The sequence below is a fragment of the Actinomadura nitritigenes genome (assembly GCF_017573545.1).
GTDB classification, from domain to species: domain Bacteria; phylum Actinomycetota; class Actinomycetes; order Streptosporangiales; family Streptosporangiaceae; genus Spirillospora; species Spirillospora nitritigenes.
Genome location: NZ_JAGEOK010000008.1, coordinates 23,172 through 47,280, shown reverse-complemented (window position 1 = coordinate 47,280; position 24,109 = coordinate 23,172). Strand labels below are relative to the sequence as shown.

22 protein-coding genes are annotated in these 24,109 nt (G+C 74.8%); 12 read left to right on the top strand and 10 right to left on the bottom strand.

All coding sequences use genetic code 11. The features are described from left to right. The first annotated feature begins 209 nt into the window (after positions 1–209). The gene (locus J4557_RS13610) at positions 210–1,019 is read left to right on the top strand and encodes an ArsR/SmtB family transcription factor (RefSeq protein ID WP_307799747.1); all 810 of its coding nucleotides are present in this window, start codon (positions 210–212) and stop codon (positions 1,017–1,019) included. Between the two features lie 49 nt (positions 1,020–1,068). Next, positions 1,069–1,572, top strand: coding sequence for a DinB family protein (locus tag J4557_RS13605; RefSeq protein ID WP_208266887.1), 504 nt, complete (start codon positions 1,069–1,071; stop codon positions 1,570–1,572). 184 nt (positions 1,573–1,756) lie between these two features. Here the strand turns inward: J4557_RS13605 and J4557_RS13600 are convergent, their stop codons facing one another. Continuing rightward, a complete protein-coding gene (locus tag J4557_RS13600) occupies positions 1,757–2,335 on the bottom strand; it encodes a TetR/AcrR family transcriptional regulator (RefSeq protein WP_208266886.1) in 579 nt (192 codons plus the stop codon). 54 nt (positions 2,336–2,389) lie between these two features. Between J4557_RS13600 and J4557_RS13595 the strand changes: the two genes are divergently transcribed. Then, positions 2,390–3,079: an enoyl-CoA hydratase-related protein gene (locus J4557_RS13595; protein ID WP_208266885.1), complete on the top strand. Its 690-nt coding sequence runs from the start codon at positions 2,390–2,392 to the stop codon at positions 3,077–3,079. A 28-nt stretch (positions 3,080–3,107) separates the two neighbouring features. Here J4557_RS13595 and J4557_RS13590 read toward each other — a convergent pair whose 3' ends face one another. After that, on the bottom strand, positions 3,108–4,160 hold the full coding sequence (locus J4557_RS13590; RefSeq protein WP_208266884.1) for a PucR family transcriptional regulator: 1,053 nt from the start codon (positions 4,158–4,160) through the stop codon (positions 3,108–3,110). Positions 4,161–4,333: 173 nt separating this feature from the next. Here J4557_RS13590 and J4557_RS13585 point away from each other — a divergent pair, with 173 nt between their 5' ends. Together J4557_RS13585 and J4557_RS13580 are read left to right on the top strand one after the other, a co-directional pair. Next, complete coding sequence (locus tag J4557_RS13585; protein WP_208266883.1) at positions 4,334–5,029, top strand: SDR family NAD(P)-dependent oxidoreductase; 696 nt, start codon at positions 4,334–4,336, stop codon at positions 5,027–5,029. Continuing rightward, a complete protein-coding gene (locus J4557_RS13580; protein WP_208266882.1) occupies positions 5,029–5,775 on the top strand; it encodes an SDR family NAD(P)-dependent oxidoreductase in 747 nt (248 codons plus the stop codon). The genes J4557_RS13585 and J4557_RS13580 overlap by 1 nt, the downstream gene beginning before the upstream one ends. Before the next feature lie 13 nt (positions 5,776–5,788). On the opposite strand, the gene J4557_RS13575 is transcribed toward J4557_RS13580, so the two are convergent. Beyond that, positions 5,789–7,468, bottom strand: coding sequence for a bis-aminopropyl spermidine synthase family protein (locus J4557_RS13575; RefSeq protein ID WP_208266881.1), 1,680 nt, complete (start codon positions 7,466–7,468; stop codon positions 5,789–5,791). Between the two features lie 98 nt (positions 7,469–7,566). Here J4557_RS13575 and J4557_RS13570 point away from each other — a divergent pair, with 98 nt between their 5' ends. The 4 genes from J4557_RS13570 to J4557_RS13555 all read left to right on the top strand — a co-directional run bounded on the left by J4557_RS13570 (position 7,567) and on the right by J4557_RS13555 (position 11,390). After that, positions 7,567–8,190, top strand: coding sequence for a LysE family translocator (locus J4557_RS13570; protein WP_208266880.1), 624 nt, complete (start codon positions 7,567–7,569; stop codon positions 8,188–8,190). A gap of 151 nt (positions 8,191–8,341) precedes the next feature. Continuing rightward, entirely contained in the window at positions 8,342–8,815 is a 474-nt protein-coding gene (locus tag J4557_RS13565; protein ID WP_208266879.1) for a hypothetical protein, read from the top strand. Between the two features lie 11 nt (positions 8,816–8,826). Further along, positions 8,827–10,185 carry a hypothetical protein gene (locus J4557_RS13560; protein ID WP_208266878.1) on the top strand — a complete coding sequence of 453 codons (1,359 nt, stop codon included), beginning with the start codon at positions 8,827–8,829 and terminating at the stop codon, positions 10,183–10,185. A gap of 158 nt (positions 10,186–10,343) precedes the next feature. Next, complete coding sequence (locus J4557_RS13555; RefSeq protein ID WP_208266877.1) at positions 10,344–11,390, top strand: S8 family serine peptidase; 1,047 nt, start codon at positions 10,344–10,346, stop codon at positions 11,388–11,390. Here the strand turns inward: J4557_RS13555 and J4557_RS13550 are convergent. From J4557_RS13550 to J4557_RS13540, 3 genes are read right to left on the bottom strand one after another with little or no spacing between them, the layout of a single operon-like run. Further along, entirely contained in the window at positions 11,387–12,784 is a 1,398-nt protein-coding gene (locus J4557_RS13550) for an FAD-dependent monooxygenase (protein WP_208266876.1), read from the bottom strand. The genes J4557_RS13555 and J4557_RS13550 overlap by 4 nt on opposite strands. A gap of 58 nt (positions 12,785–12,842) precedes the next feature. Further along, positions 12,843–13,532, bottom strand: a complete 690-nt coding sequence (locus J4557_RS13545; RefSeq protein WP_208266875.1) for a response regulator transcription factor — start codon at positions 13,530–13,532, stop codon at positions 12,843–12,845. 26 nt (positions 13,533–13,558) lie between these two features. Beyond that, the gene (locus J4557_RS13540) at positions 13,559–13,786 is read right to left on the bottom strand and encodes a hypothetical protein (protein ID WP_208266874.1); all 228 of its coding nucleotides are present in this window, start codon (positions 13,784–13,786) and stop codon (positions 13,559–13,561) included. 160 nt (positions 13,787–13,946) lie between these two features. Here J4557_RS13540 and J4557_RS13535 point away from each other — a divergent pair, with 160 nt between their 5' ends. Continuing rightward, positions 13,947–15,269: a sensor histidine kinase gene (locus J4557_RS13535; protein ID WP_208266873.1), complete on the top strand. Its 1,323-nt coding sequence runs from the start codon at positions 13,947–13,949 to the stop codon at positions 15,267–15,269. A gap of 37 nt (positions 15,270–15,306) precedes the next feature. Here the strand turns inward: J4557_RS13535 and J4557_RS13530 are convergent, their stop codons facing one another. Next, positions 15,307–16,431 carry an alpha/beta hydrolase gene (locus J4557_RS13530; protein WP_208266872.1) on the bottom strand — a complete coding sequence of 375 codons (1,125 nt, stop codon included), beginning with the start codon at positions 16,429–16,431 and terminating at the stop codon, positions 15,307–15,309. 286 nt (positions 16,432–16,717) lie between these two features. Here J4557_RS13530 and J4557_RS13525 point away from each other — a divergent pair, with 286 nt between their 5' ends. Next, complete coding sequence (locus J4557_RS13525; RefSeq protein ID WP_208266871.1) at positions 16,718–17,554, top strand: class I SAM-dependent methyltransferase; 837 nt, start codon at positions 16,718–16,720, stop codon at positions 17,552–17,554. A 51-nt stretch (positions 17,555–17,605) separates the two neighbouring features. Here J4557_RS13525 and J4557_RS13520 read toward each other — a convergent pair whose 3' ends face one another. Further along, on the bottom strand, positions 17,606–19,003 hold the full coding sequence (locus J4557_RS13520) for a PucR family transcriptional regulator (RefSeq protein WP_208266870.1): 1,398 nt from the start codon (positions 19,001–19,003) through the stop codon (positions 17,606–17,608). 188 nt (positions 19,004–19,191) lie between these two features. Between J4557_RS13520 and J4557_RS13515 the strand changes: the two genes are divergently transcribed. Continuing rightward, positions 19,192–22,044: a helix-turn-helix transcriptional regulator gene (locus J4557_RS13515; protein ID WP_208266869.1), complete on the top strand. Its 2,853-nt coding sequence runs from the start codon at positions 19,192–19,194 to the stop codon at positions 22,042–22,044. Positions 22,045–22,182: 138 nt separating this feature from the next. Here J4557_RS13515 and J4557_RS13510 read toward each other — a convergent pair whose 3' ends face one another. Further along, positions 22,183–23,232 carry an SRPBCC family protein gene (locus J4557_RS13510; protein ID WP_307799746.1) on the bottom strand — a complete coding sequence of 350 codons (1,050 nt, stop codon included), beginning with the start codon at positions 23,230–23,232 and terminating at the stop codon, positions 22,183–22,185. 68 nt (positions 23,233–23,300) lie between these two features. Then, positions 23,301–24,089 carry an SRPBCC family protein gene (locus J4557_RS13505; protein WP_208266867.1) on the bottom strand — a complete coding sequence of 263 codons (789 nt, stop codon included), beginning with the start codon at positions 24,087–24,089 and terminating at the stop codon, positions 23,301–23,303. Between the last annotated feature and the right edge of the window lie 20 nt (positions 24,090–24,109).

Here is a 24,109-nt window from a genome sequence, read left to right as displayed (position 1 = left end):
CCGTCGGGCGTGACGTGACGATGAAATCTCCACGAGCGCGCTTGCGACACGCCTGGTCACAGGCAAATGGGGACCGCCGAGCGCCCGCTCCTCAGCGGGATCCGCCGCCGTCACGGAGGGAACCGGCCGTGTCCGGCTGTTGAGCCTTCTGACCTGGGGTGATGTCGTCGATTGACATTATGCAGGTGATTACCTGCATAATGGGCGGCGTGAATCGGGAAGCCACTGCGATGGACGCGGCCTTCAAGGCGCTGGCCGATCCGACGCGGCGCCTGCTGCTCGACCGGCTGCGGGAGCACAACGGGCAGACGCTGGGCGAGCTGTGCGAGCGCCTGGAGATGGCGCGCCAGTCGGCGACGCAGCACCTGAACGTGCTCGTCGACGCCGGCCTCGTGACCGTGGTGCGGCGCGGCCGGCAACGGCTGCACTACCTCAACCCGGCACCGATCCACGAGATCGAGCAGCGCTGGATCGCGGGGTTCGACAGGCCGCGGCTGGAAGCGCTCAGCGCCATCCGGAATCAAGCCGAGGAGTACGCCATGACCGAGACGACCGTCTCCGTGCCGACCTACGTGTACGTCACCTACATCCGCGCGAACGCCGAGCAGGTGTGGCGCGCCCTGACCGACGCCGATCTGACCGCGCGCTACTGGGGCCACGCCAACGTCTCCGACTGGCGGCCGGGCTCCCCCTGGGAGCACCGCCGCACGGACGGGTCGGACGCCGTCGACGTCGTCGGCCGGGTGCTCGAGGCGGAGCCCCCGACCCGTCTCGTGATCACCTTCGAGGACCGCCCGGACGCCGGGCTGGAGCGGGAGCCGTCGGTGGTCACGTTCCTCGTCGAACCGCACGAGGAGATCGTCCGGCTGACCGTGACCCACGAGAACCTGCCCGACCGGGACATGCTGAACGGGATCTCGCGGGGCTGGCCCGCCGTGCTGGCCAACCTCAAGTCCCTGCTCGAGACCGGCGACGTCCTTCCGCAGGCGCCCTGGGAGATGTCCGACGCGCACGCCTGACGCCCCGCGCCCCGCGGATCCGCGATCACCAGCAGAGAAAGGACGTCCCATGGAGACCACCCGGCTCGAGGCGGCCTACCGGGCGCTGCTCGACGCCGCCGCCACCGTGGACGGGTCCGGCGGAGCGGGCGCCGTGCCGCCGCCCGGCGAGTGGACGGCCGACCAGATCCTGGCGCACGTCTCGCTCATCACGTCGACCACGATCGCGGCGGCGTCGGCGGTCGCCTCCGGCGTGCACACCGCGTACGACAACCGCATCGCGCTCGACACCTGGACCATCGACCGCGTCATCGCGCTCGCGGGCGGCGCTGCCGGGCTCCGCGACCGCGTACGGCGGCAGGCGGACGCCCTGTGCGCGCTCGGCGGGCCGGCGTTGAGCGACGCCGAACTCGACACCCCGGTGCCCACCCGGCTGCTGTCCAACGGCACCTGCCTGGTCGATCAGCCCATGCCGCTGCGCGACCTCCTCGGCGGACTCGCAGAGACGGAACTGCCCGGCCACACGCGGCAGATCCTGTCCCTCCTCACCGCGCCCGCGGGCATGAACTCCTGAGCATCGCGTCCTGTCCGAGGCGTCATCGCATCACGGCGGGCGGACGGTGCCCGAGGTTCGCCATCGGCGGCAGGTCGGCCGACCGGTGGCGGGGCACCTCGCCCGCCGTGGCTGCGCGGTGCCGATGTTCACCATGCGGCTCGGCCGGGCCGACGCGGGCGCCGCCCCGTCCCTCGCGCCACGCCTACTCGCTCTGCGGACGGTGCCGGCGGATCGTCTCGGCGACGATGCCGGCGGTCACCCGCAACGGGGCGGTGTCGTGGCCGGTGCGGCTCAGGACGAGGGCTCCCTCGAACGCGGCGAAGACGTAGGTCGCCAGGTCGTCCGCGGGTTCGATCCCCTCGGACGCGAAGCGCCGCGCCGTCGCGGCGCGCCAGCCGGCGAACACGTCGGCGCAGGCGTGGCGCAGCGGCTCGCTGGTGGTGGCCGCCTCCAGCGCGACGGTGGCGATCGGGCAGCCGTCGGCCCATCCCGACCTCTCCAGGGCCTCGGCGCTGAGCCGGAACATGTCGCGGACGGCCTCGTCCGCGCCTCCCTCGGCCCGTTCGTAGACGAGGTCGAACAGCCGCAGGTAGCGCGCGCCCGAATGGCCGACCGTCTCGATGCCGAGCTGTTCCTTCCCGCCGGGGAAGAAGTGGTAGAGCGAGCCCCACGGCGCCTCCGCCTCCGCGGTGATCTGCTTCAGCCCGGTCGCCGCGTACCCCTGCTCGCGGAACAGTTGCGCCGCCGCCTCCAGCAGCCGCGCCCGCGTGTCGGAACCCATGCCGGCAGCCTAGCCCTTGCTCTCGCTAGATCGATCTATCTAGTATCGCTCGGCATGATCCGCACCGCGCGCCACGGCGACGTCCACCTGATCACCCTCGACCGCCCCGACCGCCGCAACGCCGTCGACGGCCCCATGGCCGAGGCGCTCGCCGAAGCCGTCGGCGCCGCCGAACGCGACGACGAGGTCCGCGCCATCGTCCTCACCGGCGCCGGCGGCGCCTTCTGCGCCGGCAACGACCTCAAGGCCATGGCGGCGGGCGACTTCCCCGTCCCCACCCCGGACGGCCCGCCGCCCATGCGGGTCACCCGCACGCCTCCGGCCAAGCCCGTCGTCGCCGCCGTCGAGGGCTACTGCTTCGGCGGCGGCTTCGAACTCGCCCTCTGGGCCGACCTGCGGGTCGCGTCCGCGACCGCCGAGTTCGGCACCCTCAACCTGGCCCACGGCCTTCCGTGCCTGGACGGTGCGACCGTGCGGCTCCCCCGCCTCGTCGGCCAGGGCCGGGCGCTCGACATCCTCCTGACCGCGCGCCGCGTTCCCGCCGACCAGGCCCTCGCGTACGGCCTCGTCGACCGCCTGGTCGACGCCGGCCAGGCACTGGAGGGGGCCCTCGAACTGGCCGGTGCGGTGGCGCGCCTGCCGGTCGAGGCGCGGAACGCCGCGCGCCGCTCCGTCCTGGAGCAGTGGGCACTGCCGGAGGACGAGGCGGCCGGGAACGAAGCCCGCCTGGCCCTCGGGGCGTGAAGCTCGGAAGCGCGGGTGCCGCGACCGGTCAGCGCGCCGTCCAGATGGCGATCGCCAGGGCGGCACGGTCCTCGAAGTCGAGGGGGTCGCGGCCCGTCAGCGCCTGGATCCGGGACAGCCGGTGGCGCAGCGTGCTGGGATGCAGGGACAGCGCGCGGGCCGTCGGGCCGACCGCGCCGCCCCGGTCGAGGAACGCGCTCAGCGTCTCGACGAGCCGCCCGTCGTGCGCCTCGTCGTAGTCGGCGAGCGGACGGGCGATCTGGTCGGTGAACGGGGCGATCTGCTCCCGGTCCAGCCGTCCGAGCAGCGCCCGGAACGTGGCCAGGCCGGAGGCGTGCACGACGTCGCCGGTGCGGCGCGCCGCGTCCAGCGCGGCCCGCGCCTCCGCCAGCGACCGCGGCAGGTCGAGGAGGGGGCCGGGGGTACCGATGCCCGCCACGTCCGTCCCGGCGTACTCGTCCCCCGTGATCATCAGCGCGACGTCGTCGTCCAGGCCGAGGACGCCGGGCGCGCCGGACGCCTCGGGCGCGTCCGCGGCCGGCATCGCGACCGCGACCAGCAGGCCCGGGTCGAGCCCCGCCTCCTCGACGCGCAGTCGCAGCGCCTCCGGCGACGCCAGGCCGTGCTGGATCTCGTGCAGCAGCCGGCCGATCTCCTCCCGCTCGTCCCACTCCTCGCGGGTGGACGCGAGCCGCTCGGCGAACCACTCGGAGAAGCCGAGGAACGGGACCCCGGCCGGGACCTCGACGAGCGGCAGCCCGAGCCGCTCGCAGTGCCGGCGGAGCGCGTCCGGGACGGCCTCGGTGACGTCGCCGACGCCGTAGGCGATCGCGCCGGCGCGTCCCGCCTTCACCGACGCGGCGAACGCGGCGCACGCGTCCGCGTCCCGCAGGGCCGCCCCGACCGTCAGGACGACCTCCTGGCCCCGCAGGTAGGGGGCGGGATCGAGCAGCTCGGTCGAGTGCGCCGAGCGGATCGGCCGGTCCAGCCCGGCGGACCCGGCGACCAGCCGCAGCCGGAAGCGCGGGACCTCCAGGAGGTGCCGGACGGTGAGGCGCGGCATCGAGGGATCGCTGGTCACACCGTCACCTTCTCACCCCGGCCCGGCGGGGTGGACGGGCCGGGCTCCCGGTTCCGGCGAAGGTCACGGCAAGCCCCGCGTCCGGCAGTGCATTTGGCCAAGAATCGGCCATGACCCTTGCCACCTGGGCTAATGCCGGGTTTGCCTGGGTGCTCAGGAGATGGGGAGTGCGCATGCGTGAGCGAGTCGCGCTCGTGACCGGGGCGGCCGGCGGGATCGGCGGCGCGATGGTGCGCGAGCTGGCGGGACGCGGCTGGACGACGGCCGCGCTCGACCTGGGCCAGGCCCCGGACGCCGCCTACACGGCCGGGGTGGACGTCGCCGACCCGGCCCAGGTCACCGCGGTCGTCCGCCGGATCGAGCGGGAGATGGGTCCGATCGAGGCGGCGGTGTGCGCGGCGGGGCACTACGCGATCGTCCCGGTGTCCGACATCGCGTGGGAGGACTGGACCCGCATGCTCCGGGTCCATCTGGGCGGGCTGGTGAACGTGTGCCGGGCGGTGACGCCGGGGATGGCGGAGCGCGGGCACGGCGCCGTCGTCGGCGTCTCGGCGGGCCTCGCGCTGGGCGGCGGCGACGCGGAGGCGCACTACGCGGCGGCGAAGGGCGCGGTGATCGGGCTCGTCCGGTCGCTGGCGGCGGAGCTCGCGCCGTCCGGGGTGCGGGTGAACGCGGTCGCGCCGGGCCCCACCGACACGCCGCTGCTGCCGCCCGACTCGCCGTGGCGCCGCCCCGCCTTCGTCCAGGCCCTCCCGACGGGCCGGCTGGCGTCCGCGGAGGAGATCGCGCTCGCCGCGGCCTACCTGGTGGAGGACGGGACGTTCTGCGCCGGCGAGATCCTGTCGCCGAACGCCGGGGCGGTGATCTGATGGCCCTCGCGCTGGTCACCGGCGCCGGCGGCGTCCTCGGCGCCGCCGTCGCGCGGCGGCTGGCGTCGCGGGGGCACCTCGTCGCGCTGAACGACCGCCCGGACCGGCCCGTCGGCGAGCTCGCCGCCGAGCTGGACGGCATCGCCGCGCCCGCCGACGTGTCCGACCCCGACGCCGTCCGCGACATGGTCGAGCACATCGAGCGCCGCACCGGCGACCACATCGGGATCCTCGTCGCGAACGCCGCGTACAGCACCCTCGCCCCGTTCGCCGAGCACGACCTCGACGACTGGTGGCGGGTCGTGGACGTCAACCTCGGCGGGACGTTCGCGTGCGCGCAGGCCGTCCTGCCCGGGATGGTGGAGCGCGGCGGCGGCCGGATGGTCCTCGTCTCCTCCGAATGGGGGGTGGTCGGGCGGCCCGACGCGACGGCGCACTCGGCGTCCAAGGCGGGGATCATCGCGCTCGCCAAGTCGCTCGGCCGCGAGCTCGCCCCGCTCGGCATCGCCGTCAACGCGATCGCGCCCAGCATGGTCGGCACCCGGCTGATGGAGGTGGACGCGGCGGCCGCGGGCGTCACCGCCGAGGAGATCCGGGCCCGGTACGCGGCGCGGGTGCCGCTCGGCCGGATCGCCGCTCCGGAGGAGATCGCCGCGGCGATCGCGTTCCTGGCCGACGACCGGCTGCCCGCGCTCGTCGGGCAGATCCTGCACGTCAACGGCGGGACGACGCGTACCCGCGCGTGAATCCGCGCACCCGTCAGTCCGGGAGGGCCTCGACGGAGCGCCGGACCTGCGCCTCCAGGACGGCGAGCAGGTGCGCCGGGAGGTCGATCAGCGACCGTTCCAGCAGGCCGGGACGGTCGGCGACCGACTCGATGGCCCGGCGGCTCTCGGCCTTGGTGAGCGTCCGCCCGTCCGCCTTGCGGAGCGCGATGAGGCCCTCGCGCCAGCCGTTGCCGACCTTGCCGTGCGCGCGCGCGTGAATGTAGGCGAGGACCCGGTCGGCGGCGTCCTCCGGACGGTCGTTCCGCTCGGCCAGGACGAGCGCCATGCCGGACGACGGGGCGCCGCGCAGCATGCGCTCGACCCGGTACCCGGGGCCTACCAGCCGCCGGAACTCGCGCTGCCCCTCCGCGTCCCGCAGGAATGGCAGGTCGTTGCGGCAGACGAGCCCGACGCGCGGCGCGTTGGCGGCCAGCAGCGCCCGGACCGCCGACGCCTCGAACCCCGGATACAGGTTGATCAGCACCGTGCCGTGGCCCTGGAGCCCGCGCGGCAGCGGTGCCGCCATGAACTCGCGCAGCGGGACGCGGCGCCCGGCGGCCTTCGCGGGCCAACCGTCCCCGACCAGGAGCGGATCCTCGGCCGAGGCGAGTTCGGCGACGCGCGCGGCCGCCGCGTCGTCCAGGGCACCGGTGCCCGCCTCCACCGACTGGGCGCCGTGCGTGTACATCGCGGTGCGCGGATCCTCGGCGGCGGCGCGGACGGCCCCGGCGGTCCGCTTCGTGGGACGCAGCACGTACAGGGCGGCCGTGCTGCCGATCGCCTGCGCCCCCACGTACCGGTTGAAACCCGGCAGCATCGCCTCGTACGCCAGATGCAGCGGATTCAGCGCCTTCTGCACGGCGAGCCCGAGCGCCGGCTGCTGCTCCCCGTACCCGTACGCGACCAGCACCCGCCCGTTGCGCTGGTCCCCGAGCCCCTCCAGGCCCCGGGCGACGAACAGCCCCACGCCCTCCGGCGTGTACGGCGGATCGGTGAAGACGAGCTGGCACGATTCCCGCAGCGATGCCGGAAGGCCGAGCCGCAGGTCGGCGGCGTAGCAGCGGACGTCCCAGCCGCGCCGGGCCGCCTCGGCGTCGATGAACGCCAGCAGCCGCTCGTCGATGTCGGCCACGCTCACCCGCAGCCCCTCCGCGCCGCCCGCGGCGAACAGGCCCAGCGAGGTCAGATCATGGTCGCCGACGCACAGCACGTGCGCGCCGCGCAGGTCGAAGCCGTCCAGCATGAACCGGGCCCGCTTCAGCACGGTCTCCGGGGTCGCCGGCACGTGGTCCAGCGCCTGCACGGGAGGCGGCGCCGCGCCGACCAGCGCGTCCATCTCCGCGAGCGACGCGGGATCACGGCGGACCCGCTCCGCCCACGGGTCCGGGACCTCCACCGGCTCGCCGAACAGCTCGCGGTACTCACCGACGTACCGCCGCTCGATCCGCCGCCCGTCACCCTCGGTCTCCAGGTGCGGCCCGAGCGCCCGGAACACCGCCTCCACCGTCCGCCGCGACGTGCCCGTCCGCGACACGGCCTCCTCGACCGTGTGGAACCCGCCGTCGGCGAGCAGCCGCCCGATCCGGTCGATGCGCCGCGCGTCGATCCCGAACCCGGCCCGCAGCTCGCGGACGGCCTCCGTGGCCGCGCGCGCCGACTCGTCATCTGTCATGTGCGGGCCTGATCCGTTCCGACGGGGACGAGTGCGCACCGATCCTAGTGACGCGGCCGCGGATGCGCCCCGCACGACCGGCGTGGCACGATCCTGCCATGCCGATCGACCAGCACCTGCTCGCCGCGTTCCTGCTGACCTCGATCATCGCGATGCTCGTCCCCGGCCCGGACATGCTCTTCATCCTCGGCTGCGGCATGCGCGGCGGCCCCCGCGCCGGCCTGCTCGCCACCGCCGGCGTCGCGACCAGCGAGGCCGTCCACGTCGCCGTCGCCGCCGCGGGCCTCACCGCCCTGTTCGCCGCCGTCCCGATCGCGTTCACGACCGTCCGCCTCGTCGGCGCCGCCTACCTCGTGTTCCTGGGCGTCCAGACCATCCGCCACCGCAACGACCAGGACGACGCCCCCGCCGCCGCGCCCTCGAACCGCCGCGCCTACCTCAACGGCCTGGTGACCAATCTCCTGAACCCCAAGATGGTCACCTTCACCATCGCGTTCCTCCCCCAGTTCATCGACCCGGTAATGGGCCGGGTCTGGCTCCAGTTCGCGTGCCTCGGCGCCATTCTGATCGCCCTCGAATTCCTCGTGGACGGCACGGTCGGCGTCCTCGCCGGCCGGATAGGCGAATGGCTTCGCCGCCGCCGGACCGCCCGCCGCCGCCTCGACGTCGCGACCGGCTCCCTCTTCATCGGCCTCGGCCTCCGCCTGGCCGCCAAACCCTGACGCCGCCAGGATCCGGCCGCCCGAATGGGATCACGCCGCCCCTCCGAATTGCACCATCCCTGACGCCTGGTCAAGCCGTGTGACAGAGTCGACGGCGCGTCCGCGACGGCGCCAGGGACCAGCGGGACGGGAGCTGGAGGGGGACACCGGAATGCCGCCTGTCGATCCGAGATCGGTACCGCCCGGGGCCTACGGCAACTGGCCGGGCCTCAACCAGACCGGCGGGCTCCGCGTCGACCGCGCCCGCCTCCGAGCCATCGCCAAACGCCTCGAATCCGACCTCGAAGAACTCCTCGAAGCCACCAAGGACCTCCACCAGGCCAACGGAACCCCCGACGCGGCCTACGGCACCTGGGACGCGGCGACATCCCTCGTCCCCAGCATCGTCAGAGGCCGCGCAGTACTGGCCGACCAGCACGGACGCTTTCTCTTCGAAGCGTTGAACACCATCAAGCTGCTCCGCCGCACCGCCCAGTCTTACGACGACGCCGAGTCCGAGCTCCGACGGCGCGTCGCTGCCATCGAGAAGCAACTGCGCGAAGCCCCATGGGCGTCCAGCACACCACGTGAACCGACGAAACCCGGCAACGACTCTCCCCGGCCAGGTCCGGGGTCGTTGAAGTAGCGGAGGCCGCGATGACGGACAACATGGGCAGCGTTCCCATGCGCGCGAACGCCCCCGCCGGGTCGCCGGCCGGCTATGACCTGAAGAGCATCGAGCACTACCTGCAATCCACTGATCCTGCCGCGGTCACCGATGCAGGGCAGGCGTACCTGCGCTTCGCCAAGGCCTACGAGCGGATGACTCAAAGCCTCGCCCAGGTCGGTCACGACCTGAACGAGGCATGGCAGGGGACGGACGCCTCCGCCGCCCAGAGGAGAATGCGCGATCTCTGGACGTCGAGTCACATGATCAGCGTCACCGCGGGCGACTTCGGCACGGCGATCGAGCGTCACGGCTCCGAGTACCTGGCCTGGTACAAGAACAGCATGCCCCAGCCGAAGACGGACGCCGAGGCCCGCTCCTGGATGCAGGGGGCGAACGAACGGATCAGCGAGACCTGGACGGCACTGCCGCCCGACATCTCCACCGGTCTGTCGAGTCCCTACATAGGGCACGGCGATCCCCTGCCCACGGGCGGGTCCGGTGTTCCCGGTGCCCCGGCCGGCGCCTCAGGCGGTTCCGGTGGTGCGGGCAGCGGGCCTGCTGCATTCTCGCCTCATCATGGCGCGGTAGGCGGATCGAACGGATCGGGAGGCGAAGTACTGCCCTCGACCGGCACGGGGCATTCAAGCGGTGCACCCCTCACTGTTCCGTCCGGCCAAGAGGCGCCGGGCGGCGGGCCGCAGCTTGGTCAATCGCCGAACGGCTCGCAAGGCCCCGCGAGTGGCGTCGCGCCCGGCGGCCAGGGCACGGACCTCTCGGGGGCCAGTCCTCCCGGGTCCACAGGCGTCGGAGACACCAGCCCTCCCTCCTTGACATCGCCTGGTTCGGCACCGCCGATGACCACGCCACAGCCTTTCGACGGCGGGAAGCCCGGGCTCGGGTTCTCCGCTGGCGGCGCACTCCCTCCTCCCGGGCCCATCGGACCGGGCCTCCCAGGACGTACTGCGCTCGGCCTGCCGGGCGGCGGTTACGGACTGCCTGAAGGCGGCTCTCGTGCGGAGCCCGGAGCGCTCGACAGGAACGGCGTCATCGGCCGAGGCCGGCTGGGCCCGCCGACCGCCTCGCAGGCCGGCGCGGCCGGTGAGGGTCCCCTCGCACGTACCGGCCCGGCCGCGATGGGCCCGATGACCGGTGCAGGCGGCTCGCCTCACGGGGACCGAGAGCGCGAGCGCAAGTCCTGGTTGAGCGAGGACGCGGACGTGTGGAACGAGGACGCCCCGGTGGCGCCCCGTGTCCTCGGCTCTGAGTCCATCCGTTCTCAGGACGGCACCGGCGCGAAGAGCGGACGCGCGATCCGCACCGGCCGACCTCGCAGGGATGACGAGTGAGGCTCTTCCTCCGTCTTGCCGCGAGCACGGCGGTACCGTGCCTGATCGCGACGGCGGTTCAGCCGGCTCAGGCGGAGCCCCGGCCGCGGGAGGACGAGTGGTGGTTCTCCGCGTGGGACGTCCAGGACTCCGTCTGGCCGCTCTCGAAGGGGGCCGGCGTGACCGTCGGCCTCCTCGACTCCGGAGTCAACGCCGACCTTCCCGAGCTCTCCGGGGTCGTCCTCAAGGGCGGTGACACCGCGGGCGGAAAGACCGACGGCCGGAAGGACCTCTACACCAACGGCGGGCACGGCACCACGATGGCCGTCATGATCGCAGGCCAGGGCGGGGGCACCAGCGGCTTCGTGGGAATCGCTCCCGAAACCAAGATCCTTCCGGTCCACGTGCTGGTCAGCGACGTCCTCGACCCCGCCCAAGCGTCCCCCGACCAGCAAGCGATCGCCAATGGGATCCGCTTCGCCGTCGACAGGGGCGCCAAGGTGTTGAACCTGTCCTTGGGGTCCCCCGCACCCGGGGGGCCCGACCAGTGCTCCAGCGAGGTCCGCGACGCGGTCGCCTACGCCATCCAGCACGATGTCGTGACCGTCGCGGCATCGGGCGACAGCGGGGGCGGCGACAACCTCCCCGAGGCCCCCGCTTCCTGTCCAGGCGTGCTCGCCGTCGGCGGCATCAACTCGGACCTGCGGCCATGGACGGGGACCCAGCGGCAGCCTTACGTCGCGGTGGCGGGCCCGGCGAGCGGATCCGTCTTCGTCAGCAACACCGGCAGGCTCTACGCCAAAGCCGAAGGGACCAGCGCGTCGGCGGCGCTGGTTTCGGGGGCTGTGGCGTTGGTCCGTGCCCGTAATCCGAACATGTCCGGCCGCACCGTCGTTCAGCGGCTCCTCGCGACGGCGCTGCCGATCAACAAGCCCGTCCCGGACGAGGCGACCGGCTACGGCGCCATCCGCATCGCCCGCGCGATGGACCCTGTGAAGTATCCGGTGCCGGCGGACGCCCCCAACCCCGTCTACGACAGGTTCGACCAGTTGCAGGGAGCGGCGCACAAGGCGACGGCGGCACCCGCGGCCTCGACCACCGAGGGCCGCAAGCCGTCCGGTGGGAGCTCGCCTGTCGTCTACGCCGCCGTCGCAGGGGTGGCGGCGCTGCTCGTCGGCGGCTTGGCCTTCGTCTGGCGCCGCGCCCGCCGCCCGTCCGCGTTCTAGAGGCCGAGGCGGGTCAGATAGGTGCGGGTGGTGTCGGGGTCGCCGGTGTGGGCTCGGTAGCCGTCGGGGCGGACGAGGACGAGGGTCGGGGCGGTGATGCCGTAGGCCGCCTCCGCTTCGGGGTTCGCGGTGATCGGGACGGTGCGGACGGCGGGGCCGCAGGCGGGGGCGGGGGTGTCGAACGCCAGCAGGGTGAAGTGGGGGCCGCGGAAGGCGTCGAAGAGGGTGGTGCCGTCCGCGAGGGGGGCGTCGGGGGCGCGGGTGCCGCCGTGGGGGCCGGACGAGAGCGGGCTGTCGGGGTAGGCGAGGAGGAGCTGCTGGGTCTTCTCGCCGCGCTTGTGGGCGTCGGCCTGGCCCTCGGCGGCCTTGCGGTAGAGGGCGGTGCTGATGCCGAGGACGCCCGCGGCGACGGGCAGCCGCTCCTCCTCGTAGGTGTCGAGGAGGGACGGGGACGCGCCGGACAGGACGGCGGCGAGCTTCCAGCCGAGGTTGTAGGCGTCCTGGACGCCGGTGTTGAGGCCCTGGCCGCCGGCGGGCGAGTGGACGTGGGCGGCGTCGCCGGCGAGGAACACGCGGCCCGCGCGGAACCGCTCGGCCATGCGGATGTTGACGCGGTAGACCGACGCCCAGCCGAGGCCGGTGAGGCGGATGTCGTCGCGGCCGCTGCCGTCGGCGAGGTGCTTCTGGTAGGTGGCGAGGGTGAGGTCGGGGTCGTCGCCGGGGGCGAGGACCGAAGTGAACTGGAAGTCGGACGTTCCGGGCAGCGGGCACAGGCCCACGCCGGGGGTGCGGGTCTCCAGGTCGGCCCACATGTGCCAGTGGTCGCGGTCGAGGTCCGGCGTCCGGACGTCGCCGATGAGCATCCGCTCCTCGTCGCGGGTCTCGCCGAGGAAGGGGACGCCGAGGGCCTTGCGGACGGTGCTGCGGCCGCCGTCGGCGCCGACGAGGTAGGCGGCGCGGACGGTCGTGCCGTCGGTGAGGCGGGCGGTGACGCCGTCGTCGTCCTGCGTGAAGGCGGCGAGGCCGACGGCGTCGACGCACCCGCCGAGGGCGGTGAGGCGGTCGCGGAGGATCTCCTCGGTCCGCCACTGCGGCACCATCAGGACGTTCGGGTATGGGACGCCGGGCGTCGGCGGGACGGGCTCGTGCATGCGGCCCTCCCAGACGACGTCGGTGCCGGAGTAGGCGCGCAGCGGCGGGTAGGGGGCGCCGGCCGCGAGGACGGCGTCGATCACACCGAGGTCGTCGAGGACCTCCAGGGTGCGGGGCTGGAGGCCCTTGCCGCGGGAGCCGGCCGGGTGGCCGGGGTCGACGAGGCGGTGCGGGACGCCGCGGCGGGCGAGATCGATGGCGAGGGTGAGCCCGGTCGGGCCGGCTCCGGCGATGAGGATCATGGACGCCAGGGTGGGCGCGGTCCCTGGCACATCGCTGGCAGGGCGCTGGCAGCGGCCGTCAGTCGCGCTCGTAGCGGTAGCCGCGGCCCCGGAGGGTGGTGATGCTGCCGGGGTCGGCGCCCTGCTGGGCGAGCTTGCGGCGCAGGGCGGAGATGTGCACGTCGAGGGTCTTGGTGGGGCCGAACCAGTTGGTGTCCCAGACCTGGTCGATGAGGTCCTCGCGGGTGACGACCTCGCCGGCGCTGGACACCAGCCGGGCGAGCAGGTCGAACTCCTTCGGGCGCAGCGCGATGTCGGTGCCGGCGTAGCTGGCGCGGCGGGCGGCGAGGTCGAGGGTGAGGCGGCCGGCGGTGACGAACCGCTCGTCGGACCGTCCGGCGCTGCTGCGGCGCAGGTGGGCGCGGAGCCGGGCCATCAGCTCGGTGAGCCGGAACGGCTTGGTCAGGTAGTCGTCGGCGCCGGCGTCGAGCGCGACGACGACCTCGAACTCCTGGGTGCGGGCGGTGAGCACGACGATCACCGCGTCGCGCAGGACGGTGCGGAGCCGCCGGCAGAGGGTGACGCCCTCGATGTCGGGGAGCCCGAGGTCCAGGAGGATGAGGTCGGGGGCGCGGCGGGCCGCGCTGTCGAGGGCGTCGCCGCCGGTCGCGGCCCAGTCGGCCTCGTAGCCGTGCGCGGCGAGGGCCTCGGCGAGCTCGCTGCCGATGGCCTCGTCGTCCTCCACGACGAGCACGTAGGGTGCGGCCATGGTCCCGATGTTACGGACCGGGGCGGTCACGTGCGGGCCGGGAGGCCGGCCGTCCGGGCGCCGGGGCGCCGGGACGGGCAGAACGAGCCGCGGGTGGTGGCGGCGACGACGTCGGTGACGATGTCGACGGCCTTGCCGAGCCGCGAGCCGGGCTCGTCCGCGCAGTCCCGGTGGACGTGGACCGCGTGGCCGAGCCCGACACCGGCCAGCGCCGTGACGATCAGTACGCCGATGAGCAGCCTGCGTATGATCATGCCTCCCCCTTCCGACGCCGGCCTCAGGACGCAACCTAGTCCGGAGCGCGTCAGCGGCGGCTGTGCGGTGGGTTAGGGCGTCGCTTACCTTGCCGGGACGCGGGCGCGGGGCGGGTACGGCACGTCCGGGCTGCGGTTATCCTCCGGGCGGGAGGCGAGTGTGGACGCGGTTCCGAGGACGGCGCCGCTGCGGCGCAGGCTGCTGGTCACCATCGCGGGGATCACCGCGGTGGCGGTGCTGCTGCTGATCGTCCCGCTGGCGGTGGCGGTGCAGCGGCTGTACCGCAGCGAGGCGCAGACGAAGCTGGAGCGGGACGCGACGCGGGTCGCGGCGACGGCGCCGGACGACGAGGCGCGGCATCCGCGTCCGATCCGGCTGCCGGAGGGGCTGAACGAGCGGCTGCGGGTCGGGATCTACGGGATCGACGGGCGCCGGCTGACCGGGGAGGGCCCGCCGTACTCGCGGGCGGCGGCGCAGGCGAGCGACGGGCGGCTGCACCAGCGCGACGAGCACGGCCGGCTGGTGGTGACGGCGCCGATCCCCTCGGACGAGGGGGTGACGTCGGCGGCGCGGGTGAGCATGCCGGAGCGGGTCGTCGCGCGGCGGATCGGGCGGGCGTGGTGGGTGATGGCGGCGCTCGCGCTGCTGATCATCGGGTTGGCGGCGTTCGTGGCGCGGTACCAGTCGCGGCGGCTGGCGCGGCCGCTGGAGCGGCTGACGCTGGCGGCGCAGGCGCTCGGGGACGGCGACTTCACCGTCCGGGCGCAGTCGTCGGGGGTGCTGGAGGCGGACGAGGCGGGCCGGGCGCTGGAGGTGACGGCGCGGCGGCTCGGGTCGATGCTGGACCGGGAGCGGGCGTTCAGCGCGGACGTGTCGCACCAGCTGCGGACGCCGCTGACGGGGCTGCTGCTCGGGCTGGAGTCGGCGCTGGAGCGTCCGGGCGCGGACCTGTCGGCGGCGGTGCGGACGGCGGTGCGGCGCGGGGAGCACCTGCGCGACATCATCGACGATCTGCTGAGCCTGGCGCGGGACGCGGGGCCGAACCGGGAGCGGCTGGACGTCCCGGCGATGCTGGAGGAGTTGCGGCGGCGGCCGTCGGACGGGCGGCCGCTGGAGGTGGCGGCGCGGGGCCCGCTGCCGGAGGTGCACGCGTCGGCGTCGGCGGTGCGGCAGATCCTGGGGGTGCTGCTGGACAACGCGCAGGTGCACGGCGCCGGGCGGGTGACCGTGGAGGCGAGCGACATCGGCGGCGGCCTCGCGATCGACGTGTCGGACGAGGGGCCGGGCGTCACCGAGGCCGAGGACATCTTCGCGCGGCGGCACTCCGGCGGCGAGGGGGAGGGCGGGCACGGGATCGGCCTGGCGCTGGCGCGCGCGCTGGCGGAGGCGGAGGGCGGCCGGCTGGTGCTGCGCCGCCCGTCCCCGCCGATCTTCACGCTGCTGCTGCCGGCGTCCGAATCGGCCGCCGACGAGGGCGCCTGACCGGGACGCCGCGCCGGGACGCCGCGCCGGGCGGGCCTCACTCGGCCTTGAGGTGGACGCCGAACCAGCGGAGCGTGGCCGGGACCATCCGGCGGAACGTGCGGTAGTTGTGGCCGCCGGACGGCAGGAACAGGCTGTCGGCCCGCATCGGCGGGCGGATCCCGGCGAGGAACCGCTCGTTCTCCGGGTAGGTCTTCTCCCCCACCCGGCAGGACGCGACGAGCAGCGAGATCGGCGGCGCGGGAAGGTGCTTCTCGCGCCACAGCAGGTTGCTCTCGTTCTGCAGGTTCTTGTTGCCGTCGAACAGCTTGCCGGTGGTGAGGTCCTGGATGGTGGAGAAGTAGCCGGACAGCGACGCCGCCGCCGAGTACCGGTCGGGGTGCTTCATCGCGATCTTGGTGGCGCAGAACCCGCCGGTCGAGTCGCCCATGACGCCCCAGCCGGCGCGGCCGACGGCGACCCGGTAGTGGGCCTGCATCGCGAGCGGCACGTCGGTGGCGAAGAAGCTCTCGACCTGCGGCCCGCCGGGCACGTCCGCGCACTCGGTGTCGCGGGGCGGCGCCTCCGTCGGCCGCATCAGCACGTAGATCGCGGGCGGCACCCCGGCCCGCTCGGCCTGCCGGACGAGATCGGGGAAGCGCATCGTGTGCAGCAGCGCGCTCGGGTGCCCCGGGTAGCCGGTCAGCACGATGACCACCGGGAAGCGGGTCCGCGCGTACGCGGGCTGGTAGTACTGCGGCGGGAGCAGCACGTAGGTCTCGGCGCTCAGGCCCGTCGCCTGGCCCTGGAAGCGGTATTCCTCGGTCGCTCCGGAGACGGCCGGATCGCGTTTCGCGGCGGCGGTGCCGATCCTTTTGATCGTCGCGGTGTCGATCTGCTTCACCGGGCCGCCGGCCTTCGCCATGACGTGCTTGATCCGGGCGGGCGCGGCATTGGTCGCGAACAGGTCGTCCCATCCGGAGTAGAACTCGAAGTGCGCGTTGACCGCGACGAGCACGGCGAGCAGCGTGACGGCCTGGGTGCCGACGAGCAGGCCGATCCTGGCGGCGACGGTGACGGGTCCCGAGCGCGCGCCGCGCGGCCACCACCACACGGTGAACACGAACAGGACCGCCACCACCAGGAACAGCAGTGCGATGAATCCGCCTCCGGTGAGTCCCATGCCCTCCCCCTAAGGCAGTCCGGTCTTCGTCCGACCGCCAAGTTAGCCGCCACCGCATCAGCCGCATGACAACGCCGGGTTAGCTCCGCGTTAACCCGACTCCGGGCGGATCGGGAGGAATGCCGCCTGATCTTGACGCGAGGTATATGGGGAATTTATTTCACGCTGCTATGCTCGTGTTATCGGCGAATAGGCTGCCTTTCTCGAACACGGGCTCACGGAATTCGGCTCACGAGGCCGGGACGCCACCCGGCCCGGCCCGCGAAACCGGAAGGAAAGGCAGGCCATGGAAGAAGGACGGCCCAGCAGCACCGCGCTGTCGGCCGCGGCGGCCCGCGCCGCGCACCCGCTGGTGGACGAGCGGCCCCTCATCTTCGCCGACCCGCTGGTCGCGCGGCTGCTCGGCGGGCTCGCCGACGAGATGATCGGCTACCACCGCGGCAGCGGCGACCACATCATCCTCGCGGGCACCCGCGCGATCACCACCGTCCGCAGCCGCTACGCCGAGGCGCGGGCGGGCGCCTTCGGCCAGTACGCCGTCCTCGGCGCGGGACTCGACACCTACGCGTTCCGCGCGCCGGAGGGAAAGCGCGTCTTCGAGGCCGACCATCCCGCGACGCAGGAGTGGAAGAAGGGCCTGCTGGACGCCGCCGGGATTCCCGTCCCCGGAAACGCCGCGCTCGTTCCGGTCGATTTCGAGGAGCCGGACGGGCCCGTCCGGAAGCTGGCCGCCGCCGGGTTCGACACCGCCCGCCCGGCGCTGGTGAGCTGGCTCGGCGTCAGCTACTTCCTCACGCCCGACGCGGTCGCGGGCACCCTCGCGGAGATCGGCCGCCTGGCGCCCGGCACCGAGCTGGTGATGGACTACGCGCTGCCGCCCGGCCTGCGGGACGCCGAGGGCGACGCCTACGCCGAGGTCGCCGCGCAGGTCACGCGGGACGCGGGCGAGCCGTCCCGGTCCCGGTTCGCGCCGGACGAGGTCGACGCGCTGCTCCGGGTGCACGGCCTGGACGTCGTCGAGAACCTCACCCTGGAGCGGGCCGTCCCCCCGGAGGCGTGGCGGCGCACCGACGCCCTCCGTCCCTTCGACTACTTCCGCCTCCTCCGCGCCGTCGTCCGTTGAGCCTCGGCGAGCCGCCGTCTTCCGACCGGCATGGCGGCGGCTCGCCGCACGTCACCGCGGGGCGGGGCCGTGGAGGCGGACGGCGCTCAGGGCGAGCGCGATCTCGACCAGGTCGCGCGGGTGGGCCAGGGTCCGGCCGGTGAGCTGCTCGATCTTCCGGAGCCGGTTGAGAACGGTGTTGCGGTGGCAGAACAGCCGGTCGGCGGCGCGGGCGGCGGAGCCGTCGCAGTCCAGCCAGGCGGTGAGGGTCGCGAGCAGCACGTCCCGGAACGCGGGGTCCACGCCGGTGAGGCCGCCGAGCGCGACGTCGCCGAGCCGGCCGGCCAGCCGCGGCTGGGACAGCACCAGCGCGTCGGGGAGGCGCCGGTCGAGGCGCGCGATCTGGGAGCCGGGGCCGCGGCAGGTCCGCAGCGCCAGTTCGGCCAGCCACCGCGCCCCGCCCAGTTCGGCGAGGTTGTGCACGACGGGGCTGACGCCTGCGTGGGAGCGGGCGTAGGGGCGGACGGCGTCGACGAGGTCGTCGAGCTCCGCGGTGCCGAGCGCGACCAGCGCGACCTGCGCGTCGGCGCGCAGCCGCCAGATGAACCGCATCCCGCCGATGTCGCCGGGGCGCCGGTCCCGGCCGCCCGCGAGCTCGCCGGAGAACTCGCCGTCGAGGCCGCCCGCGAACCCGCTCTCGAACCCGCCCTCGGCGCCCAGCATCACCACCGCGTACCGGCCCGCCGCCGGCAGCCCGAGGACGGACGCGGCGGTGGCGAGCAGCCCGCCGTCGGCGCCCTGCCCGTCCAGGAGCGCGTCCACGATCGCCTGGACGCGCTCCTCGCTGCGCCGCGCCAGCGACAACTCGGTCTGGTGGTAGGCCGCGGCGGCCGCGCCGGACTGCTCGTCGATGGTGTCCCAGGTGCGGGTCGCCTGCCGGACGAGCGCCGGCACGTTGCCGGGGTCGTGCCGCCCGACGGCCTCGACGACGGCCTCCCAGAACACCCGCCCGGCGAGCCGGTAGGAGCGCAGCAGCTGGTCGAGCGGCTGCCCCTGGTGGGCGCGGCGCCGGCCGAGCCGGCGCGCCCAGTCCAGGTCGGTGCGGCCCCGGGCGGGGTCGAGGATCACCTCGAAGCCGTGCCCGAGGCCGACCCGGCAGACCTCCCACAGGTCGGCGCGCAGCTGCTCGGAGCGGTCGCCGTCGTCTCCGGAAAGGATCTCGGCGGCGAGCCGGTCGGCGAGGTCGGGCAGCCGGTCGGTCAGCCGCGCCACCGCCTTGCGCAGGACCGCCCGGTCCGCGTCCGCGCGGCCCGGGTCCCGGTCGCGGTCCTGGCGGGCGGGGTCGGGGCGGGGCGGGTCCTGGCGGGCGGGGTCGCGGCGCGGCGGCTCCCGGTGGGCGGGGTTCCCGCGGAGGGCGTCCCGGCCCCCGGCGTCCGCGCGGTCCGTGGTTCCCGACCGGCTCGCCGTCATCGCCCGCCACCTCCGGCACAACGCAGGGGGCCTCATCGTGCCACCCTGCGTACTGTGGGACCACCGATCCGGCCCCGCACTGTGCCGGCGCACAACCGCGGCCCGGTCCCGTTGCGCGGGCGCCCCGAAACAGAACGGGGCTCTGGACCGTCCGGCCGGTGCGTGCTCCTCTGCTCACCATGGGTGTGTTGTCTGGACACGATCGGCTGTACGGACGCGACCGGGAACTCCGGGTCGTCGAAGGGCTCCTCGGCCGGGCGCGCGGCGGGCACGGCGGGGCGCTGACCGTCGTCGCCGACGCGGGCATGGGCAAGACGGCCCTGCTGGACGCCGCCGAACGGACCGCCGCCGAGGGCTTCCGGGTGCTCACGGCCATCGGCGTCCCGGCCGAGGCGGACGTCCCGTACGCGGGGCTGCACCGGCTGCTGCGGCCCCTGTCGGACCTCGCCGGGGAGCTGCCGCCGGCGTTCCGGACGGCGCTGGCGCCGCTGTCCGGCGGCGACGCCCCGGCCCCGTTCGTCCTGTACTCGGCGGTCTGCGAGCTGCTGAGCATCGCCGCGCGGTCCGGGCCCGTGCTGTGCCGGGTGGACGACGCGCAGTGGCTGGACACGGTCACGCTGGAGGCCCTCGCGTTCGCGGCGCGCCGCGTCGGGGACGAGCCGCTCGCGATCGTCTTCGCCGCGCGCACACAGGCACCGCTCACCGGCATCCCGCACCTGCGGCTGCCGCCGCTGGACGAGGAGGCGAGCCTGCGGATCCTGCAGGACGCCGTCGGCGATTCCCTCGGCACCGAACTCGCGGAGGAGGTCGTCGACCTGGCGAGCGGGTGCGCGCTCGCCGTCCGGGAGCTGGCCGGCGGGCTGACCTCCGCGCAGCTGTCCGGCGGGGCCCCGCCGCCCCGCGCGCTGCCTCCCGGCAGCGTCCTGCGGACCCTGTTCCGGCGCCGCCACCTGCGGCTCCCGCCGGGCGCTCAGCGGCTCGTACTGATGGTGGCGGCGGACGAGTGGCTCGGCGCGGCGACGGTGGCGCGGGCCGCGCGGACGGCCGGGATCGGCGCGCGGGAGATCGAGGCGGCGCGCGAGTCGGGCCTGCTGCGGCTCGCCGACCACGCGGTCGCCGGGGACGACGCGGTGGTCGTGCGGGACCGGCTCGTCCGGTCGTCGCTCTGGGCGGAGGCGTCGCGGGCCGAGCGGCGGGCCGCGCACGCGCTGCTCGCGCAGGTGCTGGTGCAGGACTGGCAGCGGCCGTCGCTGATCTGGCACCGCGCGGCGCTGTCCGGCGAGGCCGACGACCGGATCGCCGACGAGCTGGCGGAGGCGGCCTCGCGGTCCCGGCGGGCGGGCCGGTACGGCGACTCGTGGCAGGCGTGGCAGCGCGCCGCGGCGCTGACGTCGGAACGCGGCGCGCGCGCGGACCGGCTGCTGGCCGCCGCCACCGACGCCTGGGCGGGCGGGCGCGCGCGCCGGGCGCGGGCCGTCCTGCGGCAGGTCCGGCCGCTGGACCAGGACGGCGCGCGCGCGGGGCTCGCCGAACTGCTGCGCGGCGGGATCGAGGCGGGATCGGGATCCCCGGCCACCGCGGTCCCCATGCTGCGGGACGCCGCCGAACGGCTCGCCGGGACCGACGGCGCGGTGGCGCTCGCGGCGCTCATGTGGGCGGCCGAGGCCGCCGACGCCGCCGGCGACCACACCGCGTACGCCGAGATCGCCGAGCGCGCCGCGCACCTGCCCGGCGTGCCGGCCACGCCCCGGACCGACCTGATGCGCGCGCACCTCGCCGGGATGGCCGCGACGTTACGCGGCCGCTACACCGAGGCGGCGCGCCTGCTCGGCCGGGCCGTCCGGCTGGGCGAGGCGCTCGCCGGCGGCTCGGCGGGCGACACCGGCACCGGCACCGACTCTGGCGACGACTCGGCCGCGCAGGCGTGGGCGGCGCTCGCCGCCCTCGCCCTCGGCGACGGCCGAGCGCGCGCGCTCGCGGCCGGGGCCGTCGCGTCCGCGCGGCTGCGGGGCGACGCGCCCGCCGAGTCGTACGCGCTGGCGACCGCGGCGCGCTGCGAGACGCTCCTCGGCCATCCGCCGGTGCCGGTCGCCGCCTGCCACGAGGGACTGCGGCTGGCGCGGGCGACCGGGCAGCACGGGCACGCCGCCGAGCAGCTCGCCGCGCTCGCGCTGGTCGCCGGGTTCAACGGCGACCGGGACGCGGCGCACCGGCACCTCGAAGCGCTCTCCGGCGGCGCGGACCGGCGCGGGCTCGCCGGGGCCGACCGGCGCGGGCTCATCCGCGCCGCCGCGTTCGGCGCCTGGGCGCCCGCCTGCCTCGACCTCGCCGCGGACCGTCCCGCCGACGCCGCCGCGCGGCTCCGGCTGCCCGGCGGCGCCGGCCTGGCGCATCCGCTCGCCCGGCTGCTCGCCGCACCGCACCTGGTGGAGGCCCTCGCGTACACCGGCCACCGGCAGCCCGCCGTCCGCGCCGCCGAGGACTTCACCCGCTGGGCGGAGGCGACGCGGACCCCGGGACGGCTCGCGCTCGCCCGCCGCTGCGCCGCCCTGCTCGCCGAATGCGACGACGAGGCCGCCGCCCACTACACCGAGGCCCTCCGGCTGCACGAGTCGGCGGGCGCGGTGTTCGAGCTGGCCCGCACCGAGCTGCTGTTCGGCGCCCGGCTCAGGCGCGGCCGCCGCCCGCGCGCCGCCCGCGAGCACCTGCGCACGGCACTGCGGATCTTCGAGCGGTACGGCGCCGTCCCGTGGACCGGCCAGGGCCGCGCGGAGCTGCGCGCGGCGGGCGACGCGGGCCCGGCCCCGGACCCGGAGACGGCTGCACCGCGCACCGCCTCCGGGCCCGGGGAGCCGCCCGCGCTGACCGGCCTCACCGCGCAGCAGGCGCACATCGCCCGGATGGTCGCCGAGGGCGCCACCAACCGCGAGATCGCGGCGCGGCTGCTGCTCAGCCCCCGGACCATCGACCACCACCTCCGCAACGTGTTCACCCGGCTCGGGATCCGGTCGCGCGTCGAGCTGGCCCGCATGATCCGCTGACCGCCCGCGAACGCCCTGCCTGCGCGAACGCCCTGCCTGCACGAACGCCCTGCCCGCACGAACGCCCTGCCCGCACGAACGCCCTGCCCGCACGAACGACCGTCCGCGCGGACGGTCGTCCGCGCGGACGCCGTCGGGCTACCGGGACGCCTCCTCGTACTCCTTGTCCTTCTCCTTGGCGCCGTCCTTCTCCTTGCCGCCGTTCTTGCCGCCGGAGCCGCCCTTGGCCTTGCGGCCGTTCCCGGACTTCTCCTCCTCCTTCAGCGCGTCCTCGTGGGTCTTGACGACCTCGCTGTCGCGGATCTCGCCGCGCCAGCCCTCCACCTCGTCCTGGCGGGTCAGGGACTGCGTCATCACGTACCGGCGGAAGTGCTTGAGCTCCAGCCGGACGCGGCGGCCCTGCGCGCGCCAGATGTTGCCGGTCCGCTCGAACAGGCCCTGCGGGTGGTACTCCAGCACCACGAGGACGCGGGTCAGGTTCGGGGCCAGCTCGTGGAAGCTGACCGTCCCGTCCACATGGCCCTTCGCGCCCTTGGAGCGCCAGACGACGTGGTCGTCCGGGACCTGCTCGACGATCGTCGCCTCCCAGGTCCGCTTGGACCAGAAGATCTTCGCCTGCCAGTTCAGCTTCTCGTCGTCCGCCTGGTCGACGCTGATGACCTTCTTCATGAAGGACGGGAATTCCTGGAACTGCGTGAACTGGTCGTAGACGAGGCGGCGCGGCGCACCGATGTCGGTGTGCTCGATGATGTTGGTGACCTTCACCTTCTTGCCGCCGCCGCCCTTGCCGCCGCCCTTCTTCAGGGCGCCGCCGACGGTGTCCTTGAGCCGGCCGAACAGGCCCTTCGCCTTGTCGGCGGGCTTCCCGGCGGTCTCCTTGGCGGTGTCCGCGGCGTTCTTCGCGGCGCTCTTCGCCGTCTTGCCGGCCGAGCCGCCCGCCGTCTCCTTCGCGGCGGAGCCGCCGCCCTCGTTCTGCTCCTGCTCCTCGGTCTCGTCGGCCCGGTCGTTCCTGCGGCCGAGCGCGCGGCTCGCCGCGACGGCGGCGCCGGCGCCGAGCAGGACGCCGCCGGTGGCGCCGAGCGCCTTGCCGCCGGGGATGCCGCTCGGCAGGTTCTGCGTGATGCGGCCGAGGCCCGACGGGCTCCGCCGGCCGACCGGCAGCCGCCGAGCGATCTGTCCGATGGGCACCGGGCCCACCCTGGTTCCGCGATTCATGGTGCGTATCCTCCGCAGGGGTTCGGTTTCGGGGGTCTGTCTCACGAGGTCCTGACGACCTCGCCCTCATGGATCTCGCCGCGCCAGCCCTCGACTCCGCCGGGGGCCGTGAGCGAGCGGGTCATGACGTGGCGGCGGAAGTGCTTGAGCTCCAGCCGGACCCGGCGGCCCTGCGCGCGCCACAGGTTGCCGGTCCGCTCGAAGAGGCCGCCGGGGCGGTACTCCAGGACGAGCAGGACGCGGGTCAGGTCGGGCGTCAGCGCGTGGAAGCTGACCGTCCCGTCCACCCGGCCCTTGGCGGCCTCGGAGCGCCAGACGATGTGCCGGTCCGGGACCTGCTCGACGATCGTCGACCGCCAGGTCCGGCTCGACCAGAAGACCCTCGCCTTCCAGTCCAGCTTCTCGTCGGACGCCTGCTCGACGCTGATCACCTTCTTCATGAAGGACGGGAAGTCCTCGAAGCGGGTCCACTGGTCGTAGACCAGCCGGCACGGCGCGCCCACGTCGATCTGCTCGACGATGGCGACCAGACCGCCGCGCCGCCCGCCGCCGAAGATCCGCTTGAGGGTCTCCTTCAGCGCCGTCCAGCCGAAGCTGAGCAGCGCACGGCCCGGGGACTTGCCGTCGGAGAGGGCCCGGGCGCCCGCCAGCGCCGCCCGGACCAGCGGCCCGCCCTGTTCCGCCTCGGCCGCCAGCCGCCGGACGGAGCGCTCCAGCCGGGCCTCGAAGCGGGCGACGACCCGGTCCGCGGCCCGGCGGCCGGCGCGGCCGGCGGCGACCGCGGCCAGCGCGCCGCCCGCACCGGCGGCGAACCCGGTCCGGAAGTTCATGTGCTCGTCACCTCGCCGTT